Below are 23,013 nucleotides of genomic sequence, written 5' to 3' on the forward strand. Positions count from 1 at the left end.
GTCATACCGAGCCGGGCGACCGAGCCGTCCCCGGCTGGGGACGATCAAAAAGGTAACGGGCAGGCAGCCGGCCCGCACCCGGATCGGGGTCGCCAGAAGGTGCCGTGCCCGACCGGTCCCCGGCGGGACCGGTGCGGGTAGCGGCTCGGGTTCGGCGAGCCAGGGACGACGTACTCGCTGGTCCTGGTTGGGGTGGCGGCGGTCAGCAAGACGGCCATGACAACTGGGTAAGGTGCCCCGGAACCGTCGGCGTGTCGGTAGCGGATGGCACCGGTGTCGATCCGGTGAACGGCGGTGGCGATCGAACGGCGGTGGCGGCCGGCTGCGAGGATGGTCCGATGCTGATCTCCGCCCGGTTCAACGGCCCGACCGGCTCCGCCAACGGCGGGTACGCGGCCGGCCGGTTCGCCCAGGCGCTGCTGCGCGCCGAGCCGGCCACCGTGGTCGGGGGTCGACCGGTCCGGGTGACCCTGCGCCGGCCGCCGCCGCTGGACACCGAGCTGCGGGTGGTCCGGTCGGCCGAGGAGACGCTGCGGGTGGAGGCCGGCGCGGATCCGGTGACGCTGATCGCCGAGGCCGAGGCGGTCGACGGCGCGATCGACGGCATGACCGGCCCGGTTGACAGCTCGGGCGGCCCGGTGGGTGGGCCGACCGTACCGCCGGTCGACCTGGCCACGGCGGAGGCCGCCAGCGCCCGGTACCCGGGGCACGACGCGCATCCGTTCCCGGACTGCTACGTCTGCGGTCCACGGCACCCCGACGGTCTGCGGGTGTTTCCCGGGCCGGTGGGTGACGGGCGCAGCGCCGCGCCGTTCGTCGTCCCGGACGACCGTACGGTGCCGACGGTCTGGGCCGCGTTGGACTGCCCCGGCGGCTGGACGGTGCTCGCCCCGGGCCGGCCGTACCTGCTGGGCCGGATGACCGCGACGGTGGCCGCGCTGCCGGCACCGGGCCAGCGCTGCGTGGTGGTCGGCGAGTTGCTCGAAACCAGCGGCCGTAAGGCCGAGGTACGCACGACGCTCTACGATGCTGCGGGACAACCACTGGCGGCGGCCCGGGCGACCTGGATCGCCATCGCCGGCCCACCGCCGGACGACGGGGCGGTGTGACGAGAGGAGCCACATGTCGGAGGACGGACGCATCGTCGTCTCCGGGCTGACCAAGCAGTACCGCAACGTCCGCGCAGTCGACGATCTGTCGTTCACCGTGGAGCCGGGACGGGTGACCGGCTTCCTCGGCCCGAACGGGGCCGGCAAGACGACCACCCTGCGGATGGTGCTCAACCTGGTCTCGCCGACCAGCGGTCAGGCCACCGTGGGCGGGCGGCGGTACGCCGACCTGACCAATCCGCTGCGGCACGTCGGCGCGGTGCTGGAGGCGTCCAGCGCGCACAAGGGCCGCTCCGGGATCAACCATCTGCGGGTGATCTGCGCCGCCGCCGGGTTGCCGCTGCACCGCGCCGAGGAGACGCTCGGCCTGGTCGGGTTGACGCCGGCCGCGAAGCGCAAGTTCAAGGGCTACTCGCTCGGCATGCGGCAACGGCTGGGGATCGCCGCGGCGATGCTGGGCGACCCGAAGGTGCTGATCCTCGACGAGCCGGCCAACGGCCTGGACCCGGAGGGGATCCGCTGGATGCGGGATCTGCTCAAGTCGTTCGCCGCGCAGGGCCGTACGGTGCTCGTCTCCAGCCACCTGCTGGCGGAGATGCAGCTGCTCGCCGACGACGTGGTGATCATCGCGGCTGGTCGACTGGTCCGACACGGCCCGGTCGCCGAGGTGATGGCCTCGATGTCCGGTGCCCCGACGATCCGGGTCCGCACGCCACACGGCGAGAAGCTGACGGCGGCGTTGGGCCGGGCCGAGGCGACGGTGCAGGCCGCGCCGGACGGTGCGCTGCTGGTCGTCGGGGTGGACGCGCCGACGGTCGGCCGGACCGCGCTGGCCGAGGGCGTCGAGCTGCACGAGTTGAGCACCGAACGACCCGACCTGGAACGGGTCTTCCTGGAACTGACCAGCGCGAAGGCGGCCATCCGATGAACCTGGTACGCAGCGAGCTGCTCAAGATCACCTCCACCGCCACCTGGTGGGTCTTCGGCCTGATCTACCTGCCGCTGTGGGCGGTCACCCTGCTGGTCAACTACGTACAGACCGCGGTGCTGTCCGACCCGCAGCGGTTCGGCCCGACGACGCCGGAGAACGACGAGGTGCTCAGCGCCGTCAGTGAGGCGCCGGCGCTGGCGGCCAACCTCTACACCAACGGCCAGTTCTTCGGGCTGCTGGTCGTGATGCTGCTCGGCGTGATCGTGGTGACCAACGAGTACTTCCATCAGACCGCGACCACGACCTTCCTGACCAGCCCGCGACGTACCGAGGTGGTGCTGGCGAAGCTGGCCGCCGCGTCGCTGCTCGGCTTCGTCTTCTGGCTGATCACCACGGTGGTCAACCTGATCGCCGGCGCGCTGGTGCTGGCCACCTTCGACATCGGTCCGGAGTTCGGCTCGGGCGCGGTCTGGGAGGCGGTCGGGCTCAACGGCCTGGCCTACCTGCTGTGGGCGGTCTTCGGGGTCGGCTTCGGAGTGCTGATCCGCAGCCAACTCGGGGCCACCGTCTCGGCGATCCTGCTCTACCTGGGTGGCTACCTCGGCACGGCGATCATCCTGGCCACACTGGCGTCCCGGTTCGGCGACTGGATCAGTGACCTGCAGTGGTTGGTGCCCTCGATCGCGTCGCAGCTGATGGTCGCCGGCACCGACCTGCCGGACAGCCCACCCCGGTGGACCGGTGCACTGATCCTGATCGCTTACGCGCTGTTGACCGGCGTCGTCGGTACGGTGATCACCCGCCGTCGGGACATCTCCTGACCGGTCCGGAATATCACCACTGACCTGCCATTCCGGCCGGTACGGCAACCGCCGTGCCGGCCGGTACGGCTGGGGCAACCGTTGTGAAAAGTGACACGAGCCGCATGCGACAATGCCGCCCGTCGGCGTACGGCGTAGCCTGGTAGCCGTCCCCGACCAGCGCCCCGACCCTGGTGGCGTCCCCCGCGTGACAAATCCGACCGCGTGAAAGAGGCGATTACCGGCCGTGTCGACCCAGCAGACTTCGCAGGACAATCCGCTGGCGGGCTTCGGCCCGAACGAGTGGATCGTCGATGAGATGTACCAGAAGTATCTCACCGATCCCGCCAGCGTAGATCCAGCTTGGCACGACTTCTTCGCCGACTACAGCCGCGAGCAGGTCGCCTCGCCGACCGAGGCGGCCGCCGCGACGGCGACCACGGCCGCCGCCCGGGCCGGCACCGACGCGCCGGCCGCGCGGTCCGCCCAGCAGACCGAAGCGTCCGCGCCGGGTAGCGGGACCACCCGCCGGGCGGCCGAGCCCGCCGCGGCCAAGAGCAGCCCCACCCGGGCGAACGCGCCGACCGGCAGGACGGCACCGGCGGGCAAGGCAGCACCGACCAGGCCGGCCGCCGGCACGGAGAGCACCGGAAAGACCGCCGCCGGCAAGCCCACCGGGGGCCGGTCCGCCGCGACCAGAACGGCGGGCAAGGCACCAGCCGGCAAGGCACCGGCCGGCAAGGCACCGGCCGACAACGGTTCGACGGCCGGCGGCAGCCGACAGACGCCGCTGCGCGGGGTCGCCGCCCGGATCGTGCAGAACATGGACGCGTCGCTGGCGGTGCCGACCGCGACCAGCGTGCGCGCGGTCCCAGCCAAGCTGCTGGTCGACAACCGCATCGTGATCAACAATCACCTGGCCCGGGGCCGCGGTGGCAAGGTCAGCTTCACCCATCTGATCGGGTACGCCATGGTCCGGGCGCTGGTCGAGCACCCGGAGATGAACAACTCGTTCGCCGAGATCGACGGCAAGCCGAACATGGTCGCGCCGGAGCACGTCAACCTCGGCATCGCCATCGACCTGGCCAAGCCGGACGGCTCCCGGACCCTGGTGGTGCCGTCGATCAAGGCGTGCGAGCAGATGGACTTCCGGCAGTTCTGGCAGGCGTACGAGGACGTGGTCCGCCGCGCCCGCCGGGGCGAGCTGACCATGGACGACTACAACGGCACCACGATCTCGCTGACCAACCCGGGCGGCATCGGCACGGTGCACTCCCAGCCCCGGCTGATGACCGGGCAGGGGGCGATCATCGGCGTCGGCGCGATGGAGTACCCGGCCCCGTACGCCGGAATGTCCGAAGAGACCCTCGCCGACCTGGCAGTCAGCAAGGTCATCACGCTGACCAGCACCTACGACCACCGGATCATTCAGGGTGCGCAGTCCGGCGAGTTCCTCAAGACCATGCATGAGCTGATCCTCGGCGAGCACGGCTTCTACGACCAGCTCTTCACCGCGCTGCGGATCCCCTACGAGCCGGTGCGCTGGGTCCGCGACGTCGCAGTCAGCTCCGAAGGGCAGATCAACAAGACCGCCCGGGTCAACGAGCTGATCCACGCGTACCGGGTGCGCGGGCACCTGATGGCCGACACCGACCCGCTCGAGTTCAAGATCCGTAAGCACCCGGACCTGGACGTGCTGCAGCACGGCCTGACCCTGTGGGACCTGGACCGCACCTTCCCGGTGGACGGCTTCGCCGGCCAGCAGCGGATGAAGCTGCGGCAGATCCTCGGCGTGCTGCGCGACTCCTACTGCCGCCGGGTCGGCATCGAGTACATGCACATCCAGGACCCGGAAGAGCGCCGGTGGATCCAGGAACGCATCGAGCGCGGCTACGAGAAGCTTGACGCGGCCGAGCAGAAGCACATCCTGAACCGGCTCAACGCGGCCGAGGCGTTCGAAACCTTCCTGCAGACCAAGTACGTCGGGCAGAAGCGCTTTTCACTGGAGGGCGGCGAGTCACTGATCCCGCTGCTGGACGAGATCCTGCAGTCCTCGGCCCGGGCCGACCTCGACGAAGTGGTCATCGGCATGGCCCACCGGGGCCGGCTCAACGTGCTCGCCAACATCGTCGGCAAGCCGTACGAGAAGATTTTCTCCGAGTTCGAGGGGCACCTCGACCCGAAGTCCACCCAGGGTTCCGGGGACGTCAAGTACCACCTCGGTCAGGTCGGCAAGTTCACCACCCCGGACGGCGAGCACGGCATCACCGTGTCGGTGACCGCCAACCCGTCGCATCTGGAGGCGGTCGACCCGGTGCTGGAGGGCATCGTCCGGGCCAAGCAGGACCGGATCGACCTCAAGTTGGAGGGCTACACCGTCCTGCCGCTGCTGGTGCACGGTGACGCCGCCTTCGCCGGGCAGGGCGTGGTCGCCGAGACGCTCAACCTGTCGCAGCTGCGCGGCTACCGGACCGGCGGATCGGTGCACGTGGTGGTCAACAACCAGGTCGGTTTCACCACCGCGCCGGAGCACAGCCGCTCGTCGCTCTACTCCACCGACGTATCCCGGATGATCCAGGCGCCGATCTTCCACGTCAACGGCGACGACCCGGAGGCGGTGGTCCGGGTCGCCCGGCTCGCCTTCGAATACCGCCAGGCGTTCAACAAGGACGTCGTGATCGACCTGGTCTGCTACCGGCGGCGTGGGCACAACGAGGGCGACGATCCGTCGATGACCAACCCGTTGATGTACGCGATCATCGACTCGAAGCGCAGCGTCCGCAAGCTCTACACCGAGGAGCTGATCGGCCGGGGTGACATCACCATCACCGACGCCGAGGAGCTGCTGCGCGACTACCAGACCCAGCTGGAGCAGGTGTTCAAGGCGACCCGGGACGCCGCCACCTCGGCTACCAGCCGGTTGCCCAGCCGCCAGCCGGAGCCGGAGCCGCAGGTGGCGACCGCGGTGGACGCCGCCGCCGTGCGGGCGGTCGGCGACGCGCACGTGGACCTGCCGGAGGGCTTCACCCCGCACAAGCGCATCCAGCAGCTGCTGGAGCGGCGGGCGAAGATGTCGGTTTCCGGCGACATCGACTGGGGCTTCAGCGAGATCGTCGCGTTCGGCACGCTGCTCGCCGACGGCATCACCGTCCGGCTGGCCGGCCAGGACTCCCGCCGTGGCACCTTCGTACAGCGGCACGCCTCGGTGGTCGACGCCCGCACCGGGCGGGACTACCTGCCGCTGGCCAGCCTGGTCACCGACGAGTCGCGGTTCTTCGTACACGACTCACTGCTCAGCGAATACGCGGCGATGGGCTTCGAGTACGGCTACTCGGTGGAGAACCCGGAGGCGCTGGTGCTCTGGGAGGCGCAGTTCGGCGACTTCGTCAACGGCGCCCAGTCGATCGTCGACGAGTTCGTCTCCTCCGGCGAGGTCAAGTGGGGGCAGCGGTCGGCGCTGACTCTGCTGCTGCCGCACGGCCACGAAGGGCAGGGCCCGGACCACACGTCCGGGCGCCCGGAGCGTTACCTGCAGATGTGCGCCGAGGACAACATGCGCGTCGCCATCCCGTCCACCCCGGCGAACTACTTCCATCTGCTGCGCCGGCAGGCTCTGTCGCCGAAGCGCAAGCCACTTGTGGTGTTCACCCCCAAGTCGCTGCTGCGGCACAAGCTCTGCGTCTCCTCTGTCGCCGACTTCACCTCCGGCACCTTCCAGCCGGTGCTGCCGGACCCGGTGGCCGACGGCCGGCCGGAGGCGGTCAAGCGGGTGCTGCTGTGCACCGGCAAGATCTACTACGACCTGTTGCAGGCCCGTGCCGAACGGCACGCGGTCGCCGGCGGCAACGGTCAGCTCGACACCGACACCGTGATCGTGCGGATGGAGCAGCTGTACCCGCTGCCGGTGGAGCAGATCCGGGCGGCGCTGGCCAGCTACCCGAACGCCGAGGACTTCGCCTGGGTCCAGGAAGAGCCGGCCAACCAGGGCGCCTGGTCGTTCGTCGCGCTCAACCTGCTGGAGCACCTCGACGGCGTACGGCTGCGGCGGATCTCCCGGCCGGCGGCGGCGGCGCCGGCGGTCGGCTCGACGAAGCTGCACGACGTCGAGCAGTCCGCGTTGATCGACGCCGCGCTGCCGCGACGCTGACCGGGAGGCACACGTGTACTTCACCGACCGGGGCATCGAGGAACTGGCGCAGCGCCGCGGCGAGGAGGAGGTGGCCATCTCCTGGCTCGCCGAACGGCTGCGTGACTTCGTCGACCTGCACCCGGAGTTCGAGACCCCGGTGGAACGGTTCGCCACCTGGCTGGCCCGGCTCGACGACGAGGACGACTGAGCCAGGCGTTGACGCTGGACCCGGCCGGGCCGGGACAAAGGTCACCAGACTTCGACCGCCTGCGCCTTGTACGTTGGGGCGGTGGCGCGAAGTGTCTACCTGGCCGGTCTCGGCCCCGGTGGCGGCAAGTCCACCGTCGCCCTCGGCCTGGCCGAGCTGCTGTCCCGCCGGGTCGAACGGATCGGGGTGTTCCGGCCGCTGCTCGCCGGTGCTGGCCCGGACGCGACCCTGACCCTGCTGCGTGAGCGCTACCGGATCGACCTGCCCGACGACCAGCTGTACGGGGCCAGCTACGCCGAGGCGGCCGAGCTGGTCGCCGACGGCCGGCGGGAGGAGCTGATTTCCCGGATCGTCGACCGGTACCGCGAACTGGAGCGGCGCTGCCCGGCGGTGCTGGTGATCGGCAGCGACTTCGACGACGCCGGCGACAACGGCGGTCTCCCCCGCGAGCTGGCGTTCAACGCCCGGCTGGCCACCGAGTTCGGCAGCGTGGTGGTGGCTCTCGTCGACGGGATCCGTCGGGACGCCGCCGAGGTCGCCGGCGCGGCCCGCAGCGCGTACCACTCGTTGACCGAGCTCGGTGCGACGGTGCTGGCCGTGATCGCGAACCGGGTCGACGCCGGGGTGGAGACGCCGACGCTGCCGGTGCCGGTCTACGCCATCCCGGAGATCCCGGCGGTCTCCGCACCGACCGTCGTCGAGGTCGCTGGCGCCCTCGACGCCACCGTGCTGGCCGGCGACGACACCGCCTTGAGCCGTGACGTGCTGGACTTCGTGGTCGGCGCGGCGCACGTGCCGGTGCTGCTGGACCATCTCATCGACGGCGCGCTGGTGATCACCCCCGGCGACCGGGCGGACCTGCTGGTCGCGGTCAGCGCGGCGCACGCCGCCGGGCTGGTGTCGCTGGCCGGGGTGGCGCTGACCCTGGGCGAACGGCCCGACCCGCGGGCGATGCGCCTGGTGGAGCGGCTCGGCACCAACCTGGCGGTGCTGTCCGCACCGGCGGACAGCTTCCATGCGGTCGCCACCGCCGGACGGATCTCCGGCCGGCCCAGCACCGCGAACCCTCGCAAGGTGGAGGCGGCGCTCGGCGCCTTCGAGTCCAGCGTGGACACTACCGAGCTGGCCCGCCGGCTGGACGTGACCCGGTCGGCCCGGGTCACCCCGATGATGTTCGAGTACGCGCTGATCGACCGGGCCCGGGCCGCCCGCCGCCGGCTGGTACTGCCGGAGGGCACCGACGAGCGGATCCTGCGGGCCACCGAGATCCTGCTACGGCGCGGCGTCGCCGACCTGACCCTGCTCGGCGACGCCGACGACATCGGCCGCCGGGCCCGCGAGCTGGGCGTGCAGATCGACGGGGTCGACGTCGTCGACCCGGCGGTCAGCCCCTGGCGCGACGACTTCGCGTCCCGGTACGCCGAGCTGCGCCGACACAAGGGCGTCACCTGGGAGCTGGCGCACGACGTGATGGGCGACGTCAACTACTTCGCCACGATGATGGTGCACGTCGGGCACGCCGACGGCATGGTCTCCGGGGCCACCCACACCACCGCCGCGACGATCCGTCCCGCCTTCGAGATCATCAAGACGCTGCCGGACGTGTCGGTCGCGTCCAGCGTGTTCTTCATGCTGCTCGCCGACCGGGTGCTGGTGTACGGCGACTGCGCGGTCAACCCGGACCCGGACGCCGACCAGTTGGCCGACATCGCGGTCAGCTCGGCACAGACCGCCGCCCGGTTCGACATCGAGCCACGGGTCGCCATGCTGTCCTACTCCACCGGGACGTCCGGCAGCGGCGACGACGTCCGCAAGGTCGCCGCCGCCACCGACCTGGTCCGCAAGCGCTGCCCGGACCTGCTGGTCGAGGGCCCGATCCAGTACGACGCGGCGATCGACCCGACGGTCGCCGCCACCAAACTGCCCGGCAGCGACGTCGCCGGGCGGGCCACCGTCTTCGTCTTCCCCGACCTGAACACCGGCAACAACACCTACAAGGCGGTGCAGCGGTCGGCCGGTGCGGTCGCCGTCGGGCCGGTCATGCAGGGTCTGCGCCGGCCGGTCAACGATCTGTCCCGGGGAGCCACCGTGCCCGACATCGTCAACACCGTGGCGATCACCGCGATCCAGGCGGCCGCGCGATGAGCGACGTGGCCCGGATCCTGGTGCTCAACTGCGGCTCGTCGTCGCTGAAATACCAGCTCTTCGACGGCGACAAGGTGGTCGACAAGGGCACCGTGGAACGGATCGGCGAGCCCGGTGGCGGGCCGGCCGACCATGCGGCCGCGCTGCGGCTGATGGCCGAACGGGTCGACCTGACCGGGCTCGGCGGGGTCGGGCACCGGGTGGTGCACGGCGGTGTCCGGTTCGCCGAGCCGACGCTGATCACCGACCAGGTGGTCGCCGAGATCGAGCGGCTGGTGCCGCTCGCTCCGCTGCACAACCCGGCCAACCTGATCGGGATCGCCCAGGCCCGCCGGCTGCTGCCCGGTGTGCCGCAGGTCGCGGTCTTCGACACCGCCTTCCACCGCACCCTGCCGCCGGAGCAGGCCAGCTACGCGATCGACGCCGACACCGCGCAGCGGTACGGCATCCGCCGGTACGGGTTCCACGGCACCTCGCACGCGTACGTGTCCCGGCGGGCCGCCGCCCTGCTCGGCCGGGCACCGGCCGACGTCGATGTGATCACCCTGCACCTGGGCAACGGGGCCAGCGCCTGCGCGGTGGCCGGTGGCCGCAGCGTGGCCACCTCGATGGGGCTGTCACCGTTGGAGGGTCTGGTGATGGGCACCCGCAGTGGCGACCTCGACCCGGCGGTGGTGTTTCACCTGGAACGGGTGGCCGGCTGGTCGACCACCGACGTCGACCGGCTGCTAAACCAGCGCAGCGGCCTGGTCGGGCTGACCGGGGTTGGCGACATGCGCGAGGTGCTGCGCCGCCGCGCCGACGGGGATCCGGCGGCCCGGCTCGCCTTCGACATCTACTGTGCCCGGATCCGGTTCTACGTCGGCGGGTACCACGCACTGCTCGGTCGGGTCGACGCGATCGTCTTCACCGCCGGGGTCGGCGAGAACGCCGCCCCGGTGCGGGCGGCGGCGCTGGCCGGGCTCGACCGGATCGGTGTCCAGGTCGACGCGCGGCGCAACGACGAGGGTCGCGGCGAGCGAATGATCTCCCCGGACGGCACGCCGGCGCAGGTGTGGGTGGTCCCCACCGACGAGGAGTACGAGATCGCCAGTCAGACGCGGGCGGTGCTGACCAACGGCTGACTCCGGGCCGACCCGGGTCACGGGTGCCGGGTCGGGGCCGGCCAGCGAAGGATCAGAGCACCAGCCAGAGGGCGATCGCGACCACGATCGCCACCGCGACCGCGACCGCGACACCGATGATCAGCGGCAGCCGGGACGGCTGGTCGGCGACCGGCTGCGGCGAGGTCTGGAAGGCCCGGAAGGCCTCGGTGTTGCCGCTCGGATCGACGTACTCGTCAGACATGACGAAAACCCTAGCGAAGTCGGCCGGACGCTGCCACGACCGGCCGGCGCGAGCCGGTGGTCGACTCGGCGGATGCCGGCAACAATCGTCCAATGCGTGACTTCCGTCCGGCGGTAGCCGGCCTGCTCATCGTCGGTCTGCTCACCACCTCGCTGGCCGGATGCGGCACCGCCGCCGCGCCCGGCCCGGTGGCCGACGACCCGACGAGGACGCAGACCGCTGCGGCGGCGGGACAGCCTGACTCGACGTCGGCGCAGCCTGACCAGCGGCCCGGCCGACCGGCACCGACGCGGCGACTCGACGTCGGGACCCGCACCCTTGATCTGAACCGTGGTGACCGGCCGCTGCCGGTCACCGTCTGGTACCCGGTCGGCGGGGACGGCCCGTACCCGGTGGTGCTGTTCAGCCACGGCCTCGGCGGCAAGCCGGCCGACTACCGTACGGTGCTGTCCGAGTGGGCGGCGGCCGGGTTCGTCGTCGCCGCCCCGACCTACCCGTTCACCAGCCAGGGCGGCTCCGGTGGCAACGCACTGGACGTGCTCAACCAGCCGGCCGACGCGTCGCACGTACTGGACGAGTTGCTGGCGCTCGACGGCCGCGACGGTGACGAGTTCGCCGGCCGGCTCGACGTCGAAAGCGTCGCCGCCGCCGGGCATTCGGCCGGTGGTATCACCACCGTCGGGTTGTTCACCGCCGCCCGGGACGACCGGCTGGACGCCGGCGTCGTGCTGGCCGGCAGCGCGCTCGGCGTCGGTACGGCGTTCAGCGGGGCCGCCGCCCCGCAGCTGTTCATCCATGGCGAGCTGGACGAGGTGGTGTCGTACGCGTCGGGCAAGGCTGCGTACGACCGGGTGCCGTGGCCGAAGGCGATGCTGAGCCTGCCCGACGGCGACCATGGTCAGTCGCTGCTGCGGCCCGGCAACCCGGCGTACGACGTGGTGCTCGGCACCAGCACCGACTTCCTGCGGTGGACGCTGTACGGCGACGACGCCGCCCGGCAGCGGCTGACCGACGACCCGCCGGCCGGGATCGCCGTCTTCGACGACCAGCTCTGACCCGGCCCGTTGGTGATGCGGCTCGTCAACGCGGGTGGTCGAGCACCAGTTTGCCGAACGTGCTACCGGCGTGCAGCCGGGTGAACGCGTCGCGCACCTCGCTGAAGCCGTACTCGGTGTCGACGACCGGCCGGATGCCCCGCTGCGCGCACAGCGCCAGCAGATCCCGCAGCTCGTCGGGAGTGCCCATCGAGGTGCCGAGGATCTCCAGCTGCATGGCGAACACCCGGCGCAGGTCGACGGCGGGCAGGTGGCCGCTGGTGGCACCGGACACGACGATCCGGGCACCGGGCGCGGCGGACTTCATCGAATGGTCGAAGGTGGCCGCACCGACGGTCTCAATCACCACGTCGACCCGCTCCGGCAGTCGGCTGCCCGGCGCCAGGGCGGTGGCACCGAGCGCGGCCACCCGCTCCCGCTTTTCGGCGTCCCGGCTGGTCGCGTAGACCCGCTTGCCCAACGCGACGGCCAGCACCACGGCCGCGGTCGCCACCCCACCGCCCGCCCCCTGGACCAGCACCGACTCGGCCTGGTCGACCCGGCCCCGGGTGGTCAGCATCCGGTACGCGGTCAGCCAGGCGGTGGGCAGACAGGCCGCCTCGGTGAAGGTCAGCCCGGCGGGTTTCGGGATCAGGTTCGACCGGGGCACCGCTACCCGGTCGGCGAACGTGCCCGGGTAGCGCTCGGACAGGATCGACATGCCGCGCGGGTCCGCCGGATCGGGCACCACCGAGTGGACGACGACCTCGTTGCCGGCGTCGTCGACCCCGGCGGCGTCACAACCGAGGATCATCGGCAGCCGGTCGGCGGGCAGCCCGACGCCGCGCAGCGACCACAGGTCGTGGTGGTTAAGGGAGCTGGCCCGGACCTCGACCACCGTCCAGTCCGGGGCGGGCAGGTCCGGTTCGGGCAGCTCACCGACGCGCAGCGCGGCAAGCGGGTCGTCGGCGTCGACGGTCGAGGCGAAGACAGCTCGCATGCACCGCACGCTAGCAGCCGTGGTGCCGGCCGGCGCGCCGTGCGTTCCGGCCGGCACGGCAGGTCAGCGACGGGCGACGCCGTCGCGGCGGGCGGCGGCGGCGACCGCCGCGGCGACCGCCGGCGCGACCCGAGGATCGAGTGCCGACGGCACGAACGCCTCCGGTTGCAGCAGGTCGGCCACGACGCCGGCGATCGCGTCGGCGGCGGCCACCTTCATCCCCTCGGTGATCCGGGTGGCACCGGCGTCCAGGGCCCCCCGGAACACGCCGGGGAAGGCCAGCACGTTGTTGATCTGATTGGGGAAGTCGCTGCGGCCGGTGGCCACCAGGGCGGCGTACCGGTGGGCGATCTCCGGGTGGACCTCCGGCGTCGGGTTGGCCAGCGCGAAGACGACCCCGCCGGGTGCCATGCCGGCGACCGCCGATTCGTCGATCTGCCCGCCGGAGAGGCCGATCAGCACGTCGGCGCCGACCAGCGCGTCGGCGATGCCACCGGCACAGGCGGCGGTCATCGCGGCCAGCTCGGCCTTGACGCCGGTGAGGTCCGCCCGGTCGGAGTGGATGATGCCGCGCGAGTCGCAGACCACGGTCTTCGCCGGGTCGACGCCGCCGGCGATCAGCATCCGGGTCACCGCGACGCCGGCCGCGCCGGCACCGCTGATCACCACCCGCAGGTCGCCGAGCTTGCGGTCCAGCAGGGCGACCGCGTTGCGCAGGGCGGCCAGCACCACGATCGCCGTGCCGTGCTGGTCGTCGTGGAAGACCGGGATCGGCAGCGCCTCGTCGAGGCGGCGCTCGATCTCGAAGCAGCGTGGCGCGCTGATATCCTCCAGGTTGATCCCGCCGAACGATGGCGCCAGGGCGGTGACCGTCGCCACGATCGCGTCGATGTCCCGGGTGTCCAGACAGATCGGCACCGCGTCGACGTCGCCGAACTGTTTGAACAGCACCGCCTTGCCCTCCATGACGGGCATCGCGGCGCGTGGGCCGATGTCACCGAGGCCAAGCACCGCGGTGCCGTCGGTGACCACCGCGACCGTGTGCGACACCCAGGTGTAGTCGTCGACCAGGGTCGGATCGGCGGCGATCGCCTCGCACACCCGGGCCACCCCCGGCGTGTACGCGAGTGAAAGGTCCTCCCGGTCGGCCAGCGCGACGGTGGGCATGATCGCCATCTTGCCGCCCCGATGCAGGTCGAAGACCGGGTCAGAAATTGCCACAGTAGACATGGTGACTCCAGAGCCGTTGAGCGTGACAAATAGCCGCCGGCTCGGCGCGAGGTCAGCGTTGACCGGCGAGGCGCTGCGGGGGTCACCCGGATTCCGTGTCGAGCATAGTGTCACACAGCACGATTTCCTGCGAAGTGATTCACAGCAGTCGGCGACCCGGGCCCACCCGGCGTGGCCGCGGCCAGTAGCGACACAGCACCCGGCCACGCACGTCGGCCACACCGAAGGCGCGTGAGTCGTCGGTCACCAGATCGTTGTCCCCGCGCAACCACCAACCGCCGGACTCGGCCCGTACCACCCGTTTGACCACCAGCAGTCCGGGACGCGACCGGAAGGTGGCGACCACCACGTCCCCCGGGCGGACCGCCCGCCCGCCCCGGCGGACCAGCAGCGCGTCGCCGTGCCGCAAGGTAGGGGCCATCGATGGTCCGTGCACGAGCACGGCGAACAGTGGTGAAAGCACTTGCACCTCCCGCCAGGTCCGCGAGCCCGATGCGCGATAGGGTCGGCAGGGAGGATCATCCTCCAGCTTACGCGTGCCGGCGATCGTGCCGCCGGCCAACACACGGAGGGTCCTGATGCGACTTCTACGCATGTTTACTCCGCGCACGGTGGTCAGCGCCCACTGCGACCTGCCCTGTGGCGTCTACGACCCGGCGCAGGCCCGGATCGAGGCTGAATCCATCAAGGCGATCGCGGAGAAGTACCAGGCGAACACCGACCCGGAGTTCCGCACCCGGGCGCTGATCATCAAGGAGCAGCGCTCCGAGTTGGTCAAGCACCACCTGTGGGTGCTCTGGACCGACTACTTCAAGCCGCCGCACTTCGAGAAGTACCCGCAGCTGCACCAGCTGTTCAACGAGGCTACCAAGCTCGCCGGTGGCGGCGGTGGGACCAAGGCGTCGGTCGACCCGGCCAAGGCGGACGAGCTGCTGGTCAAGATCGACGAGATCGCGAAGATCTTCTGGGAGACCAAGCAGGCATGATCTGTCGGTCCGGCCGGTGCGCGATGCGCACCGGCCGGCCGGTTCCGCCGGGCACGAGCCGCCCTGCCACAGCCGAGGCGTGGCAGGTGCCGCGTACCACCCGCCCGGCTCGGTCGGACGACGAATCACTCCGGATGACACCGCAGGGATAGACGTCAACCGGTAGAGTCCAGGCGGGGGTATCCGGGATGAGTTCGCTGGTCACACAATCCGAGCCGACCGTCGACGATGACGTGGTGCTGCTCACCGTGCCTGCCGACGGCGGCTACCTGAGCGTGCTGCGTACCGCGACGGCCGGGCTGGCCGCACGCCTGCACTTCGCGCTGGACGAGATCGAGGATCTACGGATCGCGGTCGACGAGGCCTGCGCCATGCTGCTCGCCGTCGCCGCCCGCGACGCGGACCTGCAGTGCCGGTTCTCGGTGACCGACGACGCGCTGACCGTCGAGGTCGCCGTCGCGACGGTACGCGGTGCCCGACTGCCACCGGACTCCTCCTTCGCCTGGAAGGTGCTCCGGGCGCTGACCAGCTCGGCGTCGGCGACCGCCAGCAGCGGCCAGGCCAGCATCAGACTGCTCACCCGCCGGTCCGGCGGCCGCTGACCCCGCAAAAAGTTCTCCACCGGCGGTTGTCCCGCCGGTGTTCGGTTGGTCACTCCAGCCCGAAGGCCCGGGTCGTCGGCGGGGCCACCAGCAGCGCCGTCACCAACAGACCGAGGGCGATCAGCGGTACGCCGAGCCAGGCCAGGCCGCCGACGATCATGTAATAGCCGACCGGTAGCAGCATCAACTGCGCGACGATGCCCGGTGCCCGCGCCGCGCTGCGGCGGCGGGCCACGGCACGCGCCAGCACCGCCAGCAGCACCGCGCCGCCGACGGCGAACCCGGTGACGATCAGCGCCGAGACGAGGTCGGTCGCGGCGCTGGTGACGTCCTGGTACGCGAGGTAGCCGGCGACCAGCCCGACGGCCACCGCCTCCCCGGCCAACGCCCACACCGCCCACCGCAGGGTCGCCGGTGTGGGCTGTGCGTCGATGGTCACGGCGTCACGATACCCGCGACAGCTCGCGATAAAGTGCCGCCCATGCGGGCCCTCTTGGTGGTCAATCCGAAGGCCACCACCACCAGCGAGCGCACCCGGGACGTGATCGTCCGGGCGCTGCGCAGCGAAGTCGACCTGTCGGTGGCGTCCACCCACCGGCGCGGGCATGCCGTCGCGTTGGCCAGGGCGGCCGCTGAGGACGACTTTGACGTGGTGGTCACGCTGGGCGGCGACGGCACCGTGAACGAGGCCGTCAACGGCCTGATGACGTCTGCTCCGGCGAGGGAGACGCTGCCGGGTCCGGCGGCGGACCGGCTGCCGGCGCTGGCGGTGGTGCCGCTCGGCTCGACGAACGTCTTCGCCCGTGCGGTGGGGCTGCCGCCGCAGTGGCCGGAGGCGACGAGTGTACTGCTGGAGGGTCTGCGGACCGGGCGGTTCCGTACCGTCGGTCTGGGCCGCGCCGACGGCCGGTACTTCACCTTCTGCGCTGGGCTGGGGCTGGACGCGGCGGTGATCCGGCAGGTCGAGCGGGCCCGGCTGCGCGGGCGCCGGTCGACCGTCGGGCTCTACCTGCGTTCGATGGTCAGCGAGTTCTTCATTGGCATGGACCGGCGGCATCCGGCTATTCGGTTGGAGCGGGCCGGCGAGCCGGTGGCGGCCGAACTCGCCACCGTCGTGGTCCAGAACACCGCGCCGTGGACCTTCTTAGGTGAACGGGCGATCAATCCGAATCCGGAGGCGTCCTTCGATCTCGGCCTGGACGTGATGGCGCTTCGCCAATTGCATGTGCCGAGCACCACCCGCACTCTCGCCCAGATCGCCGCCAGCCGACCGGATCCACGCGGCCGCCAACTCGTCCAACTGCACGATTTGTCCGAATTTACGCTATCCGCAACACAACCGCAGGCCTTCCAACTCGACGGCGATTATCTCGGGGAGCGGCTCAAAGTCCGTTTCACGGCGGTCCGAGGGGCCTTGCGGGTGGTCTTCTGACACGCTCCGTAACTGAGTTTCGACTGCGGAGCGTGACCGGAGGCACGGAAGACACGGGGCTGAAATGCCTGCACTGTGGCGCGGACCGTACTACATTGATTCTCAACTGTCGCACTCCGGGTGTCGGTGAGCGTCAGAAAACGGACAAATAGGTCGTGACGTTGCTCACCCGATTGGACTTTTTCTGAGCGCTACCCTTGACATCGCAGGGGTTCGTGAAAGTATTCACAAGCGGACCGATTCACCCGGGACGTTGCCTGGATGCGCTCGCCACGCGGCAGCTAGGAGCAACGTTCCACAGGCTTACGCCTGCTCACGCGCTGCCGATCCGACGGATGCAATCCGTTGTGGCCGACTGCGCGGGCGCATAAAGAAAAACCGGAGCATTTACCGCCACCGATCCAGAATGAGGAGTGTTGCCGCCATGGACTGGCGTCACCATGCTGTCTGCCGCGACGAGGACCCGGAGCTGTTCTTCCCGATCGGGACGTCCGGCCCCGCGATCCTGCAGGTCGAGCAGGCCAAGGCTGTCTGCCGGCGCTGCTCCGTGACCGACCAGTGCCTGCAGTGGGCGCTGGAGTCCGGACAGGACGCTGGCGTCTGGGGCGGGATGAGTGAAGAGGAGCGGCGCGCCGTCAAGCGTCGCGGCGGACTGCGCGTCCTGCGCGCTCAAACTGCCTGACCCACCCGACGACCACCAAGCGACGTTCGTACGGCGCCTCGGGGCTGTCCCCGGGGCGCCGTCGTACGTACCTGCACTCCGGCTGCCGTGACCCGGCAACCGCTGCGGTGCGCGGCGCCTCACTTAATCAGTACCGGCGCGGCCACCCGGTCGACCCGCCGCAGTACCAGCCGGGCTAGTTCCGGCGCGCCGGCCAGCGGTGCCGCCGCACAGACCGCGCCGGCCTGCCGGGCCGACGCCATCGCCGTGTCGTAGAGCAGGCCCGGTGCCAAGAAGTACGCGGCCACCGCGACCCGCCGGGCACCCGCCGCACGCAGGGTCTCGACCGCCGCCCCGGCGGTCGGCGGTGCCGCCGACGCGAACCCTTCGACGCAGGGCACCCCGACCTCGGCACCGAACGCCGTCGCGGCCACCGCCACCGTCTCCCGGGCTGCAGCCGACCGGGTGCCAGCGGCAGCCAGCACCACGGCGTCCCAGCCGGAGCCGGCCTCGGCGAGTCGCCGCCGCAGCCCGGCCGTCAACAGCGGGTCCACCGCGCCGGAGCCGACCGACGGGCCGAGCACCTGCGTCGTCGTCACCGGCATCCGCAACCCGTCCCGGTACGCGGCCCGCACCACCTCGGGAATGTCCGTCCGGCCGTGGAACGCCTCGGTCAGCAGCAGCGGCACCACCGTCGCCTCCGGATAGCCGGCAGCCTGCAGGTCGGCCAGTACCGTCCCGGGGCGTGGTCCGGCGTGGTCCAGGTAGGAGGCCCGGACGTCGACCCCCGGCCGGGCTGCGGCTACTGCCCGAACCAGCGCCCGGGTCACCGTCGCGGCCCGCAGGTCCCGGCTGCCGTGCGCCACCAGCACGATCGGTCCGGTCATGAGTGCAGGCCGCACTCAGTCTTCTCGAACATCGCCCAGCGGCCGGCCCGTGGGTCCTCGCCGGCGGTGGTGCGCCGGGTGCACGGCCAGCAGCCGATCGAGGTATAGCCCTGCTTGAACAGCTCGTTGACCGGGATGTTCCACCGGGACACATAGGCGTCCACGTCCGCCTGGGTCCACGCCGCGATCGGATTCACCTTGACCCGGCCGCGTCGGGCGTCGAACCCGACCACCGGGGTGTTGGCCCTGGTCGGCGACTCGTCACGGCGCAGCCCGGCGGCCCAGGCGTCATAGTCGCCGAGCGCCCGCTCCAGCGGCTCGACCTTGCGCAGCGCGCAGCACTCGTCGGGCGCCCGGTTGAACAGCCGGGGACCGAACTCACCGTCCTGCTGGCCGACGGTCATCCGGGGCCGGATCGACCGCAAGTTCACCGGCATGGTCGCGGCCACCTGATCGCGGACCCGCAGCGTCTCCGGAAAGTGCAGCCCGGTGTCGAGAAAGACCACGTCGACGCCGGGCGCCACCCGGGAGACCAGATGCGCCAGCACTCCGTCCGCCATCGAACTGGTCACGCAGAACCGGTCGCCGAAGGTTTGCACCGCCCACCGGGCGACCTCCTCGGCCGGCGCGCCCGCCAACTCCCGACCGGCGTGTTCGGCGAGAGCCCGCAGCTCGGCAGGGCTGCGCCGGGTCGGCGGCCGGTCGGCGGCCGGGCCGAGCCGGATCAGGTTCAGGTCGGCGGCGAGCACCGGGCTCATCGGGACACCTCCCTGCGGGCCAGCAGTCCGGTGAACCTGACGGTGAAGACGCGGGCGCAGTCGTGGCACTCCCAGGCGGTGTGCGCGTCGGCGTGCGGGCGGAGGTTCTCCTCTCCGCAGTAGGGGCAGTAGAGCGGTGCCGCGCGTGTCCCGGTGCTCACCACACCTCACCTCGCTCGTTCATCGCAACTCCTCCTCGTCGGCCCGGACGACCCACCTGGCGAACGTCTCGCCGTCGGTACGGCCGGCCAGGTAGCGGCGGACCACGCGTTCGACGTACTCGGGCAGCTCGTCGGCGGTGGTCTTGAGACCCCGCACCTTGCGCCCGAAGCCGGCGGTCTGCCCCTGGGCCATGCCCAGGCCACCGCCGAGATGGATCTGGTAACCCTCGACCTGCTGGCCGTCCGGCCCGACGACCAGCTGGCCCTTGAGCCCGATGTCGGCGACCTGGGTTCGGGCGCAGGCGTTCGGGCAGCCGTTGATGTGAATCGATATGTCGGCGTCCTCGGCGAGGCCGGCCGAGGCCAGTCGCTGCTCCAGGTGAGCCACCAGCTCCTCGCCGCGCCGCTTGGTCTCGACGATGGCCAGCTTGCAGAATTCGATCCCGGTGCAGGCCATCGTGCCGCGCCGCCAGGTGGACGGCCTGGCCTCCAGGCCGATCGCGCGCATCCCGGTGACCAGCGACTCGACCCGGTCCGGCGCGACGTCGAGCACCAGCAGTTTCTGGTACGGGGTGAGCCGTACCCGGTCCGAGCCGTGCTCGGCGGCCAGGTCGGCCAAGGCGGCGAGTTGACTGCCGGAAACCCGCCCGACCACCGGAGCGACCCCGACGTAGCGGCGGCCGTCGGCCTGCGGGTGCACCCCGATGTGGTCGATCGGCTTGGCCGGCAGCTCCGGAGCCGGCCCGTCGAGCAGGGTGCGGCCCAGGTACTCCTTCTCCAGCACCTCGCGGAACTTCTCAGTGCCCCAGTCGGCGACCAGGAACTTCAGTCGGGCCCGGTGCCGCAGTCGACGGTAGCCGTAGTCGCGGAAGATGCCGACCACGCCGGCCCACACGTCCGGCACCTCGGCCAGCGGCACCCAGACGCCGAGCCGCTGGGCGATCATCGGGTTGGTGGACAGCCCACCACCGACCCACAGGTCGAACCCGGGGCCGTGGTCGGGGTGATCGACACCGACGAACGAGATGTCGTTGACCTCGTACGGCGTGTCGGCCAGCCAGGAAATCGACGACTTGAACTTGCGGGGCAGGTTGGAGAACTCCTTGCTGCCCACGTACCGGCGGACGATCTCGTCGATCGCCGGGGTGGGGTCGATCTTCTCGGCGGCGGCAACGCCGGCGACCGGGCTGCCGAGCACGACCCGGGGGCAGTCGCCGCACGCCTCGGTGGTTTCCAGCCCGACGTCATCAAGCGCCTTCCAGATCGCCGGCATGTCCTCAACCCGGATCCAGTGCAGCTGGATGTTCTGCCGGTCGGTGACGTCGGCGGTGTCTCGGGCGTACCGCTGCGAGATGTCGGCGATGGTACGCAGCTGAGCCAGGTTCAGCTGGCCACCGTCGATACGCACCCGGAGCATGAAGTACTCGTCCTCCAGCTCGTGCGGCTCCAGCACGGCGGTACGCCCGCCGTCGATGCCCGCCTTGCGCTGGGTGTACAGGCCCCACCAGCGAAACCGGCCGCGCAGGTCGGCCGGGTCGATCGAGGCGAACCCCCGGTGGGCGTAGATGGTCTCGATCCGGGCCCGGACATTGAGCGGATCGTCGTCCTTCTTGGACCGCTCGTTGGGGTTGAGCGGCTCGCGGTGCCCGAGCGCCCACTGTCCCTCGCCGCGCCGGCGGCCGGGTCGGGTCGGGGTGCTGCTGCGCGCCATCGCGGCGTCCTCCGTGTCTGCGGGTCGATCTCGGTGGGCGGCACGGGCGCCTGCGTCGTCGTCGACGAGTGGGCCAGGGAGGAGGCCGGCGCGGAATGCCGCCCGGAACACAAAAAGGTCGGGCGTGCCTCAGTCGGCCGGACAGATGGCGCTGCGGACGCGGCCGTAATCAACGTGGCGGCGGGCCACGAAGCGGCGCTCAACGGCAGCGGTCATAGCACGAATGTTGCCACATCCGTACCGGTCAGACCAGCGCACCGTAGCCAATGTCCCACATGACGGGCGGGCTGTGGGCCGGCTCACCTGCGGGCCGACGGGGTCCGGGGATCACCTGCGGGTCAGCGGGACCACCAGCACCGCCTCGGTGCCGCCGCCCGCGCGGTTGCGCAGCTCGATGGTGCCGCGCAGCTCGCCGGTGGCCAGGGCCCGCACGATCTGCAGGCCGAGCCGGCCGCCCACGGTCGCGTCAAACTCCGCCGGCAGACCCCGACCGTTATCGACGACCGTTACGTGCAGCTGCTTGCGGAACCGGTGCACCGTCACCATCACCTCGGCGGCCGACGGCGACCCTCCGCCGCCCTCGCCGGCCGGGGAAAAGCCGTGCTCGACCGCGTTGAGCAGCAGCTCGTTGAGCACCATCACCAGTGAGGTGGCGATCTCCGCCGGCAGTACGCCGAAGGTGCCCTCCCGGCGCATCACCACCTCGACCTCGGTGGCGGCGACCTCGGTGGCGGCGCTGGCGACCCGGTCCAGGATGCCGTCGAACTCAACCGCCTCGTCGCTGGACATGGCGAGGGTCTCGTGCACCAGGGCGATCGACGCGACCCGGCGTACCGACTCCTCCAGGGCCGCCCGCGCCGCCGGCTGCTCCACCCGACGGGCCTGCAGCCGCAGCAGCGCCGCCACCGTCTGCAGGTTGTTCTTCACCCGGTGGTGAATCTCCCGGATGGTGGCGTCCTTGGTAATCAGCGCCCGGTCCCGGCGGCGTACCTCGGTGATGTCGCGGACCAGCACCAGCGCACCGATCGGCACGCCGGCCGGCATCAACGGCAGCGCCCGGGTGAGCATGGTGGCGCCACGGGCCTCGATCTCCTTGCGGGCCGGCGCCTCGCCGCGCAGCGCGGCCAGCATCCGGTTGGCCGCGTCGGTGCCTTCCAGCGGGTCGTCGGCGAGCCGGTGGCACAGCGCGGCGAGGTCCTCACCCACCAGGTGGGCAGAGAAGCCGAGGCGGCGAAACGCCGACTGGGCGTTCGGGCTGGCGTATGTGGTCTTGCCGCTGGCGTCCAGCCGGATCAGCCCGTCGCCGACCCGGGGCGCCGAGGTGGTCTCGCCCGGGTGTCGAGCCGGTGGGAAGGTGCCGTCGGCGACCATCTGGGCGAGGTCGTCGGCGGTGGTCAGGTAGTTCAGTTCGAGCTGACTGGGGCTGCGGGCGGTGGACAGGTTGGTGTCCCGGCCGACCACCGCGATCACCCGCCCGGTCTCCCCGACGGCCGGGCGGATCCGGACCGGCATCGCCTCGTGCCGGGCCGGCGTGTTGCCGTACCAGACCGGGTCGCCCTCGCGCCAGATCCGACCCTGGTCGTAGGCGATGGTCAGGTGCGCCACCTCCGGGCCGTCCACCGTCCGCCCGACCTGGTCGTCCTGGTAGGCGGTCGGCGCCGTGGTGGGCCGCACCTGGGCCACGCACAGGAACGAGCTGTCGGCGTCGACCGGCACCCAGAGCAGCAGGTCAGCGAAGGACAGGTCGGAGAGTAGCTGCCACTCTCCGGCGAGCCGGTGCAGGTGGTCGATGTCGACCGGCCCCAGGGAGGTGTGCTCCTCGACAAGATCACGCAGGGTGGACACCCTCGTAGCCTGCCATGCGGCGGCGGCGCGGACACAG

The 23,013-nt window shown here is 71.2% G+C and carries 22 protein-coding genes; 12 read left to right on the forward strand and 10 right to left on the reverse strand.

Annotated features, from left to right (window positions below):
• Nucleotides 1-338 precede the first annotated feature (338 nt).
• The 7 genes from ACFHWU_RS21620 (at nt 339) to ACFHWU_RS21650 (ending at nt 10,446) form a co-directional block, all read left to right on the forward strand.
• Nucleotides 339-1,109 carry a hypothetical protein gene (locus ACFHWU_RS21620; protein WP_416552329.1) on the forward strand — a complete coding sequence of 257 codons (771 nt, stop codon included), beginning with the start codon at nt 339-341 and terminating at the stop codon, nt 1,107-1,109.
• A 13-nt stretch (nt 1,110-1,122) separates the two neighbouring features.
• Entirely contained in the window at nt 1,123-2,037 is a 915-nt protein-coding gene (locus tag ACFHWU_RS21625) for an ATP-binding cassette domain-containing protein (RefSeq protein ID WP_416552328.1), read from the forward strand.
• Nucleotides 2,034-2,861, forward strand: coding sequence for an ABC transporter permease (locus tag ACFHWU_RS21630; RefSeq protein WP_416552327.1), 828 nt, complete (start codon nt 2,034-2,036; stop codon nt 2,859-2,861). Before ACFHWU_RS21625 ends, ACFHWU_RS21630 begins: the two co-directional genes overlap by 4 nt.
• 226 nt (nt 2,862-3,087) lie before the next feature.
• Nucleotides 3,088-6,987, forward strand: a complete 3,900-nt coding sequence (locus tag ACFHWU_RS21635) for a multifunctional oxoglutarate decarboxylase/oxoglutarate dehydrogenase thiamine pyrophosphate-binding subunit/dihydrolipoyllysine-residue succinyltransferase subunit (RefSeq protein WP_416591423.1) — start codon at nt 3,088-3,090, stop codon at nt 6,985-6,987.
• A 13-nt stretch (nt 6,988-7,000) separates the two neighbouring features.
• Entirely contained in the window at nt 7,001-7,177 is a 177-nt protein-coding gene (locus ACFHWU_RS21640) for a DUF6104 family protein (RefSeq protein ID WP_199757927.1), read from the forward strand.
• 81 nt (nt 7,178-7,258) lie between these two features.
• Nucleotides 7,259-9,322 (forward strand): phosphate acetyltransferase, encoded by a 2,064-nt coding sequence (pta, locus tag ACFHWU_RS21645; protein WP_416552325.1) that lies wholly within the window; start codon nt 7,259-7,261, stop codon nt 9,320-9,322.
• 5 nt (nt 9,323-9,327) lie between these two features.
• Nucleotides 9,328-10,446 (forward strand): acetate/propionate family kinase, encoded by a 1,119-nt coding sequence (locus ACFHWU_RS21650; RefSeq protein WP_416591450.1) that lies wholly within the window; start codon nt 9,328-9,330, stop codon nt 10,444-10,446.
• A gap of 52 nt (nt 10,447-10,498) precedes the next feature.
• Here the strand turns inward: ACFHWU_RS21650 and ACFHWU_RS21655 are convergent, their stop codons facing one another.
• Nucleotides 10,499-10,669 carry a hypothetical protein gene (locus tag ACFHWU_RS21655; RefSeq protein ID WP_416552324.1) on the reverse strand — a complete coding sequence of 57 codons (171 nt, stop codon included), beginning with the start codon at nt 10,667-10,669 and terminating at the stop codon, nt 10,499-10,501.
• A 92-nt stretch (nt 10,670-10,761) separates the two neighbouring features.
• Between ACFHWU_RS21655 and ACFHWU_RS21660 the strand changes: the two genes are divergently transcribed.
• A complete protein-coding gene (locus ACFHWU_RS21660) occupies nt 10,762-11,724 on the forward strand; it encodes an alpha/beta hydrolase family protein (protein WP_416591424.1) in 963 nt (320 codons plus the stop codon).
• 25 nt (nt 11,725-11,749) lie between these two features.
• On the opposite strand, the gene ACFHWU_RS21665 is transcribed toward ACFHWU_RS21660, so the two are convergent.
• From ACFHWU_RS21665 to ACFHWU_RS21675, 3 genes are all read right to left on the reverse strand, one after another.
• The gene (locus ACFHWU_RS21665; protein ID WP_416552322.1) at nt 11,750-12,703 is read right to left on the reverse strand and encodes a zinc-binding dehydrogenase; all 954 of its coding nucleotides are present in this window, start codon (nt 12,701-12,703) and stop codon (nt 11,750-11,752) included.
• A 63-nt stretch (nt 12,704-12,766) separates the two neighbouring features.
• Nucleotides 12,767-13,933, reverse strand: a complete 1,167-nt coding sequence (locus ACFHWU_RS21670; protein ID WP_416552321.1) for an NAD(P)-dependent malic enzyme — start codon at nt 13,931-13,933, stop codon at nt 12,767-12,769.
• A gap of 139 nt (nt 13,934-14,072) precedes the next feature.
• Nucleotides 14,073-14,402 (reverse strand): S24/S26 family peptidase, encoded by a 330-nt coding sequence (locus tag ACFHWU_RS21675; RefSeq protein ID WP_416552320.1) that lies wholly within the window; start codon nt 14,400-14,402, stop codon nt 14,073-14,075.
• 109 nt (nt 14,403-14,511) lie between these two features.
• Here ACFHWU_RS21675 and sodN point away from each other — a divergent pair, with 109 nt between their 5' ends.
• Nucleotides 14,512-14,919, forward strand: coding sequence for a superoxide dismutase, Ni (gene sodN, locus ACFHWU_RS21680; RefSeq protein ID WP_123605226.1), 408 nt, complete (start codon nt 14,512-14,514; stop codon nt 14,917-14,919).
• Nucleotides 14,920-15,107: 188 nt separating this feature from the next.
• Nucleotides 15,108-15,521 (forward strand): ATP-binding protein, encoded by a 414-nt coding sequence (locus ACFHWU_RS21685; RefSeq protein WP_416552319.1) that lies wholly within the window; start codon nt 15,108-15,110, stop codon nt 15,519-15,521.
• 49 nt (nt 15,522-15,570) lie between these two features.
• On the opposite strand, the gene ACFHWU_RS21690 is transcribed toward ACFHWU_RS21685, so the two are convergent.
• Nucleotides 15,571-15,960 carry a hypothetical protein gene (locus ACFHWU_RS21690; protein WP_416552318.1) on the reverse strand — a complete coding sequence of 130 codons (390 nt, stop codon included), beginning with the start codon at nt 15,958-15,960 and terminating at the stop codon, nt 15,571-15,573.
• Between the two features lie 42 nt (nt 15,961-16,002).
• On the opposite strand from ACFHWU_RS21690, the gene ACFHWU_RS21695 reads away from it, so the two are divergent.
• Nucleotides 16,003-16,953 carry a diacylglycerol/lipid kinase family protein gene (locus ACFHWU_RS21695; protein WP_416552317.1) on the forward strand — a complete coding sequence of 317 codons (951 nt, stop codon included), beginning with the start codon at nt 16,003-16,005 and terminating at the stop codon, nt 16,951-16,953.
• Between the two features lie 424 nt (nt 16,954-17,377).
• Nucleotides 17,378-17,635, forward strand: a complete 258-nt coding sequence (locus tag ACFHWU_RS21700; protein WP_123605230.1) for a WhiB family transcriptional regulator — start codon at nt 17,378-17,380, stop codon at nt 17,633-17,635.
• Between the two features lie 119 nt (nt 17,636-17,754).
• Here ACFHWU_RS21700 and ACFHWU_RS21705 read toward each other — a convergent pair whose 3' ends face one another.
• From ACFHWU_RS21705 to ACFHWU_RS21725, 5 genes are all read right to left on the reverse strand, one after another.
• The gene (locus ACFHWU_RS21705) at nt 17,755-18,516 is read right to left on the reverse strand and encodes a sirohydrochlorin chelatase (RefSeq protein ID WP_416552316.1); all 762 of its coding nucleotides are present in this window, start codon (nt 18,514-18,516) and stop codon (nt 17,755-17,757) included.
• Nucleotides 18,498-19,259, reverse strand: coding sequence for a phosphoadenylyl-sulfate reductase (locus ACFHWU_RS21710; RefSeq protein WP_416552315.1), 762 nt, complete (start codon nt 19,257-19,259; stop codon nt 18,498-18,500). Before ACFHWU_RS21710 ends, ACFHWU_RS21705 begins: the two co-directional genes overlap by 19 nt.
• On the reverse strand, nt 19,256-19,420 hold the full coding sequence (locus ACFHWU_RS21715) for a hypothetical protein (RefSeq protein ID WP_416552314.1): 165 nt from the start codon (nt 19,418-19,420) through the stop codon (nt 19,256-19,258). The genes ACFHWU_RS21710 and ACFHWU_RS21715 overlap by 4 nt, the downstream gene beginning before the upstream one ends.
• A 19-nt stretch (nt 19,421-19,439) precedes the next feature.
• Nucleotides 19,440-21,131 carry a nitrite/sulfite reductase gene (locus ACFHWU_RS21720; protein WP_416552313.1) on the reverse strand — a complete coding sequence of 564 codons (1,692 nt, stop codon included), beginning with the start codon at nt 21,129-21,131 and terminating at the stop codon, nt 19,440-19,442.
• Between the two features lie 327 nt (nt 21,132-21,458).
• Nucleotides 21,459-22,976 carry a histidine kinase N-terminal domain-containing protein gene (locus ACFHWU_RS21725; RefSeq protein WP_416552312.1) on the reverse strand — a complete coding sequence of 506 codons (1,518 nt, stop codon included), beginning with the start codon at nt 22,974-22,976 and terminating at the stop codon, nt 21,459-21,461.
• Nucleotides 22,977-23,013 lie beyond the last annotated feature (37 nt).

This window comes from Micromonospora sp. LOL_015, from assembly GCF_048060275.1.
In the GTDB taxonomy this organism is placed as follows: domain Bacteria; phylum Actinomycetota; class Actinomycetes; order Mycobacteriales; family Micromonosporaceae; genus Micromonospora_E.

Bases quoted from the DNA above. Each gene is read 5' to 3' on its own strand.
- ACFHWU_RS21620 (WP_416552329.1), top strand. From the start codon at position 339: ATGCTGATCTCCGCCCGGTTCAACGGCCCGACCGGCTCCGCCAACGGC.
- ACFHWU_RS21625 (WP_416552328.1), top strand. From the start codon at position 1,123: ATGTCGGAGGACGGACGCATCGTCGTCTCCGGGCTGACCAAGCAGTAC.
- ACFHWU_RS21630 (WP_416552327.1), top strand. From the start codon at position 2,034: ATGAACCTGGTACGCAGCGAGCTGCTCAAGATCACCTCCACCGCCACC.
- ACFHWU_RS21655 (WP_416552324.1), bottom strand. From the start codon at position 10,669: ATGTCTGACGAGTACGTCGATCCGAGCGGCAACACCGAGGCCTTCCGG.
- ACFHWU_RS21660 (WP_416591424.1), top strand. From the start codon at position 10,762: ATGCGTGACTTCCGTCCGGCGGTAGCCGGCCTGCTCATCGTCGGTCTG.
- ACFHWU_RS21665 (WP_416552322.1), bottom strand. From the start codon at position 12,703: ATGCGAGCTGTCTTCGCCTCGACCGTCGACGCCGACGACCCGCTTGCC.
- ACFHWU_RS21670 (WP_416552321.1), bottom strand. From the start codon at position 13,933: ATGTCTACTGTGGCAATTTCTGACCCGGTCTTCGACCTGCATCGGGGC.
- sodN (WP_123605226.1), top strand. From the start codon at position 14,512: ATGCGACTTCTACGCATGTTTACTCCGCGCACGGTGGTCAGCGCCCAC.
- ACFHWU_RS21685 (WP_416552319.1), top strand. From the start codon at position 15,108: ATGAGTTCGCTGGTCACACAATCCGAGCCGACCGTCGACGATGACGTG.
- ACFHWU_RS21695 (WP_416552317.1), top strand. From the start codon at position 16,003: ATGCGGGCCCTCTTGGTGGTCAATCCGAAGGCCACCACCACCAGCGAG.
- ACFHWU_RS21700 (WP_123605230.1), top strand. From the start codon at position 17,378: ATGGACTGGCGTCACCATGCTGTCTGCCGCGACGAGGACCCGGAGCTG.
- ACFHWU_RS21710 (WP_416552315.1), bottom strand. From the start codon at position 19,259: ATGAGCCCGGTGCTCGCCGCCGACCTGAACCTGATCCGGCTCGGCCCG.
- ACFHWU_RS21720 (WP_416552313.1), bottom strand. From the start codon at position 21,131: ATGGCGCGCAGCAGCACCCCGACCCGACCCGGCCGCCGGCGCGGCGAG.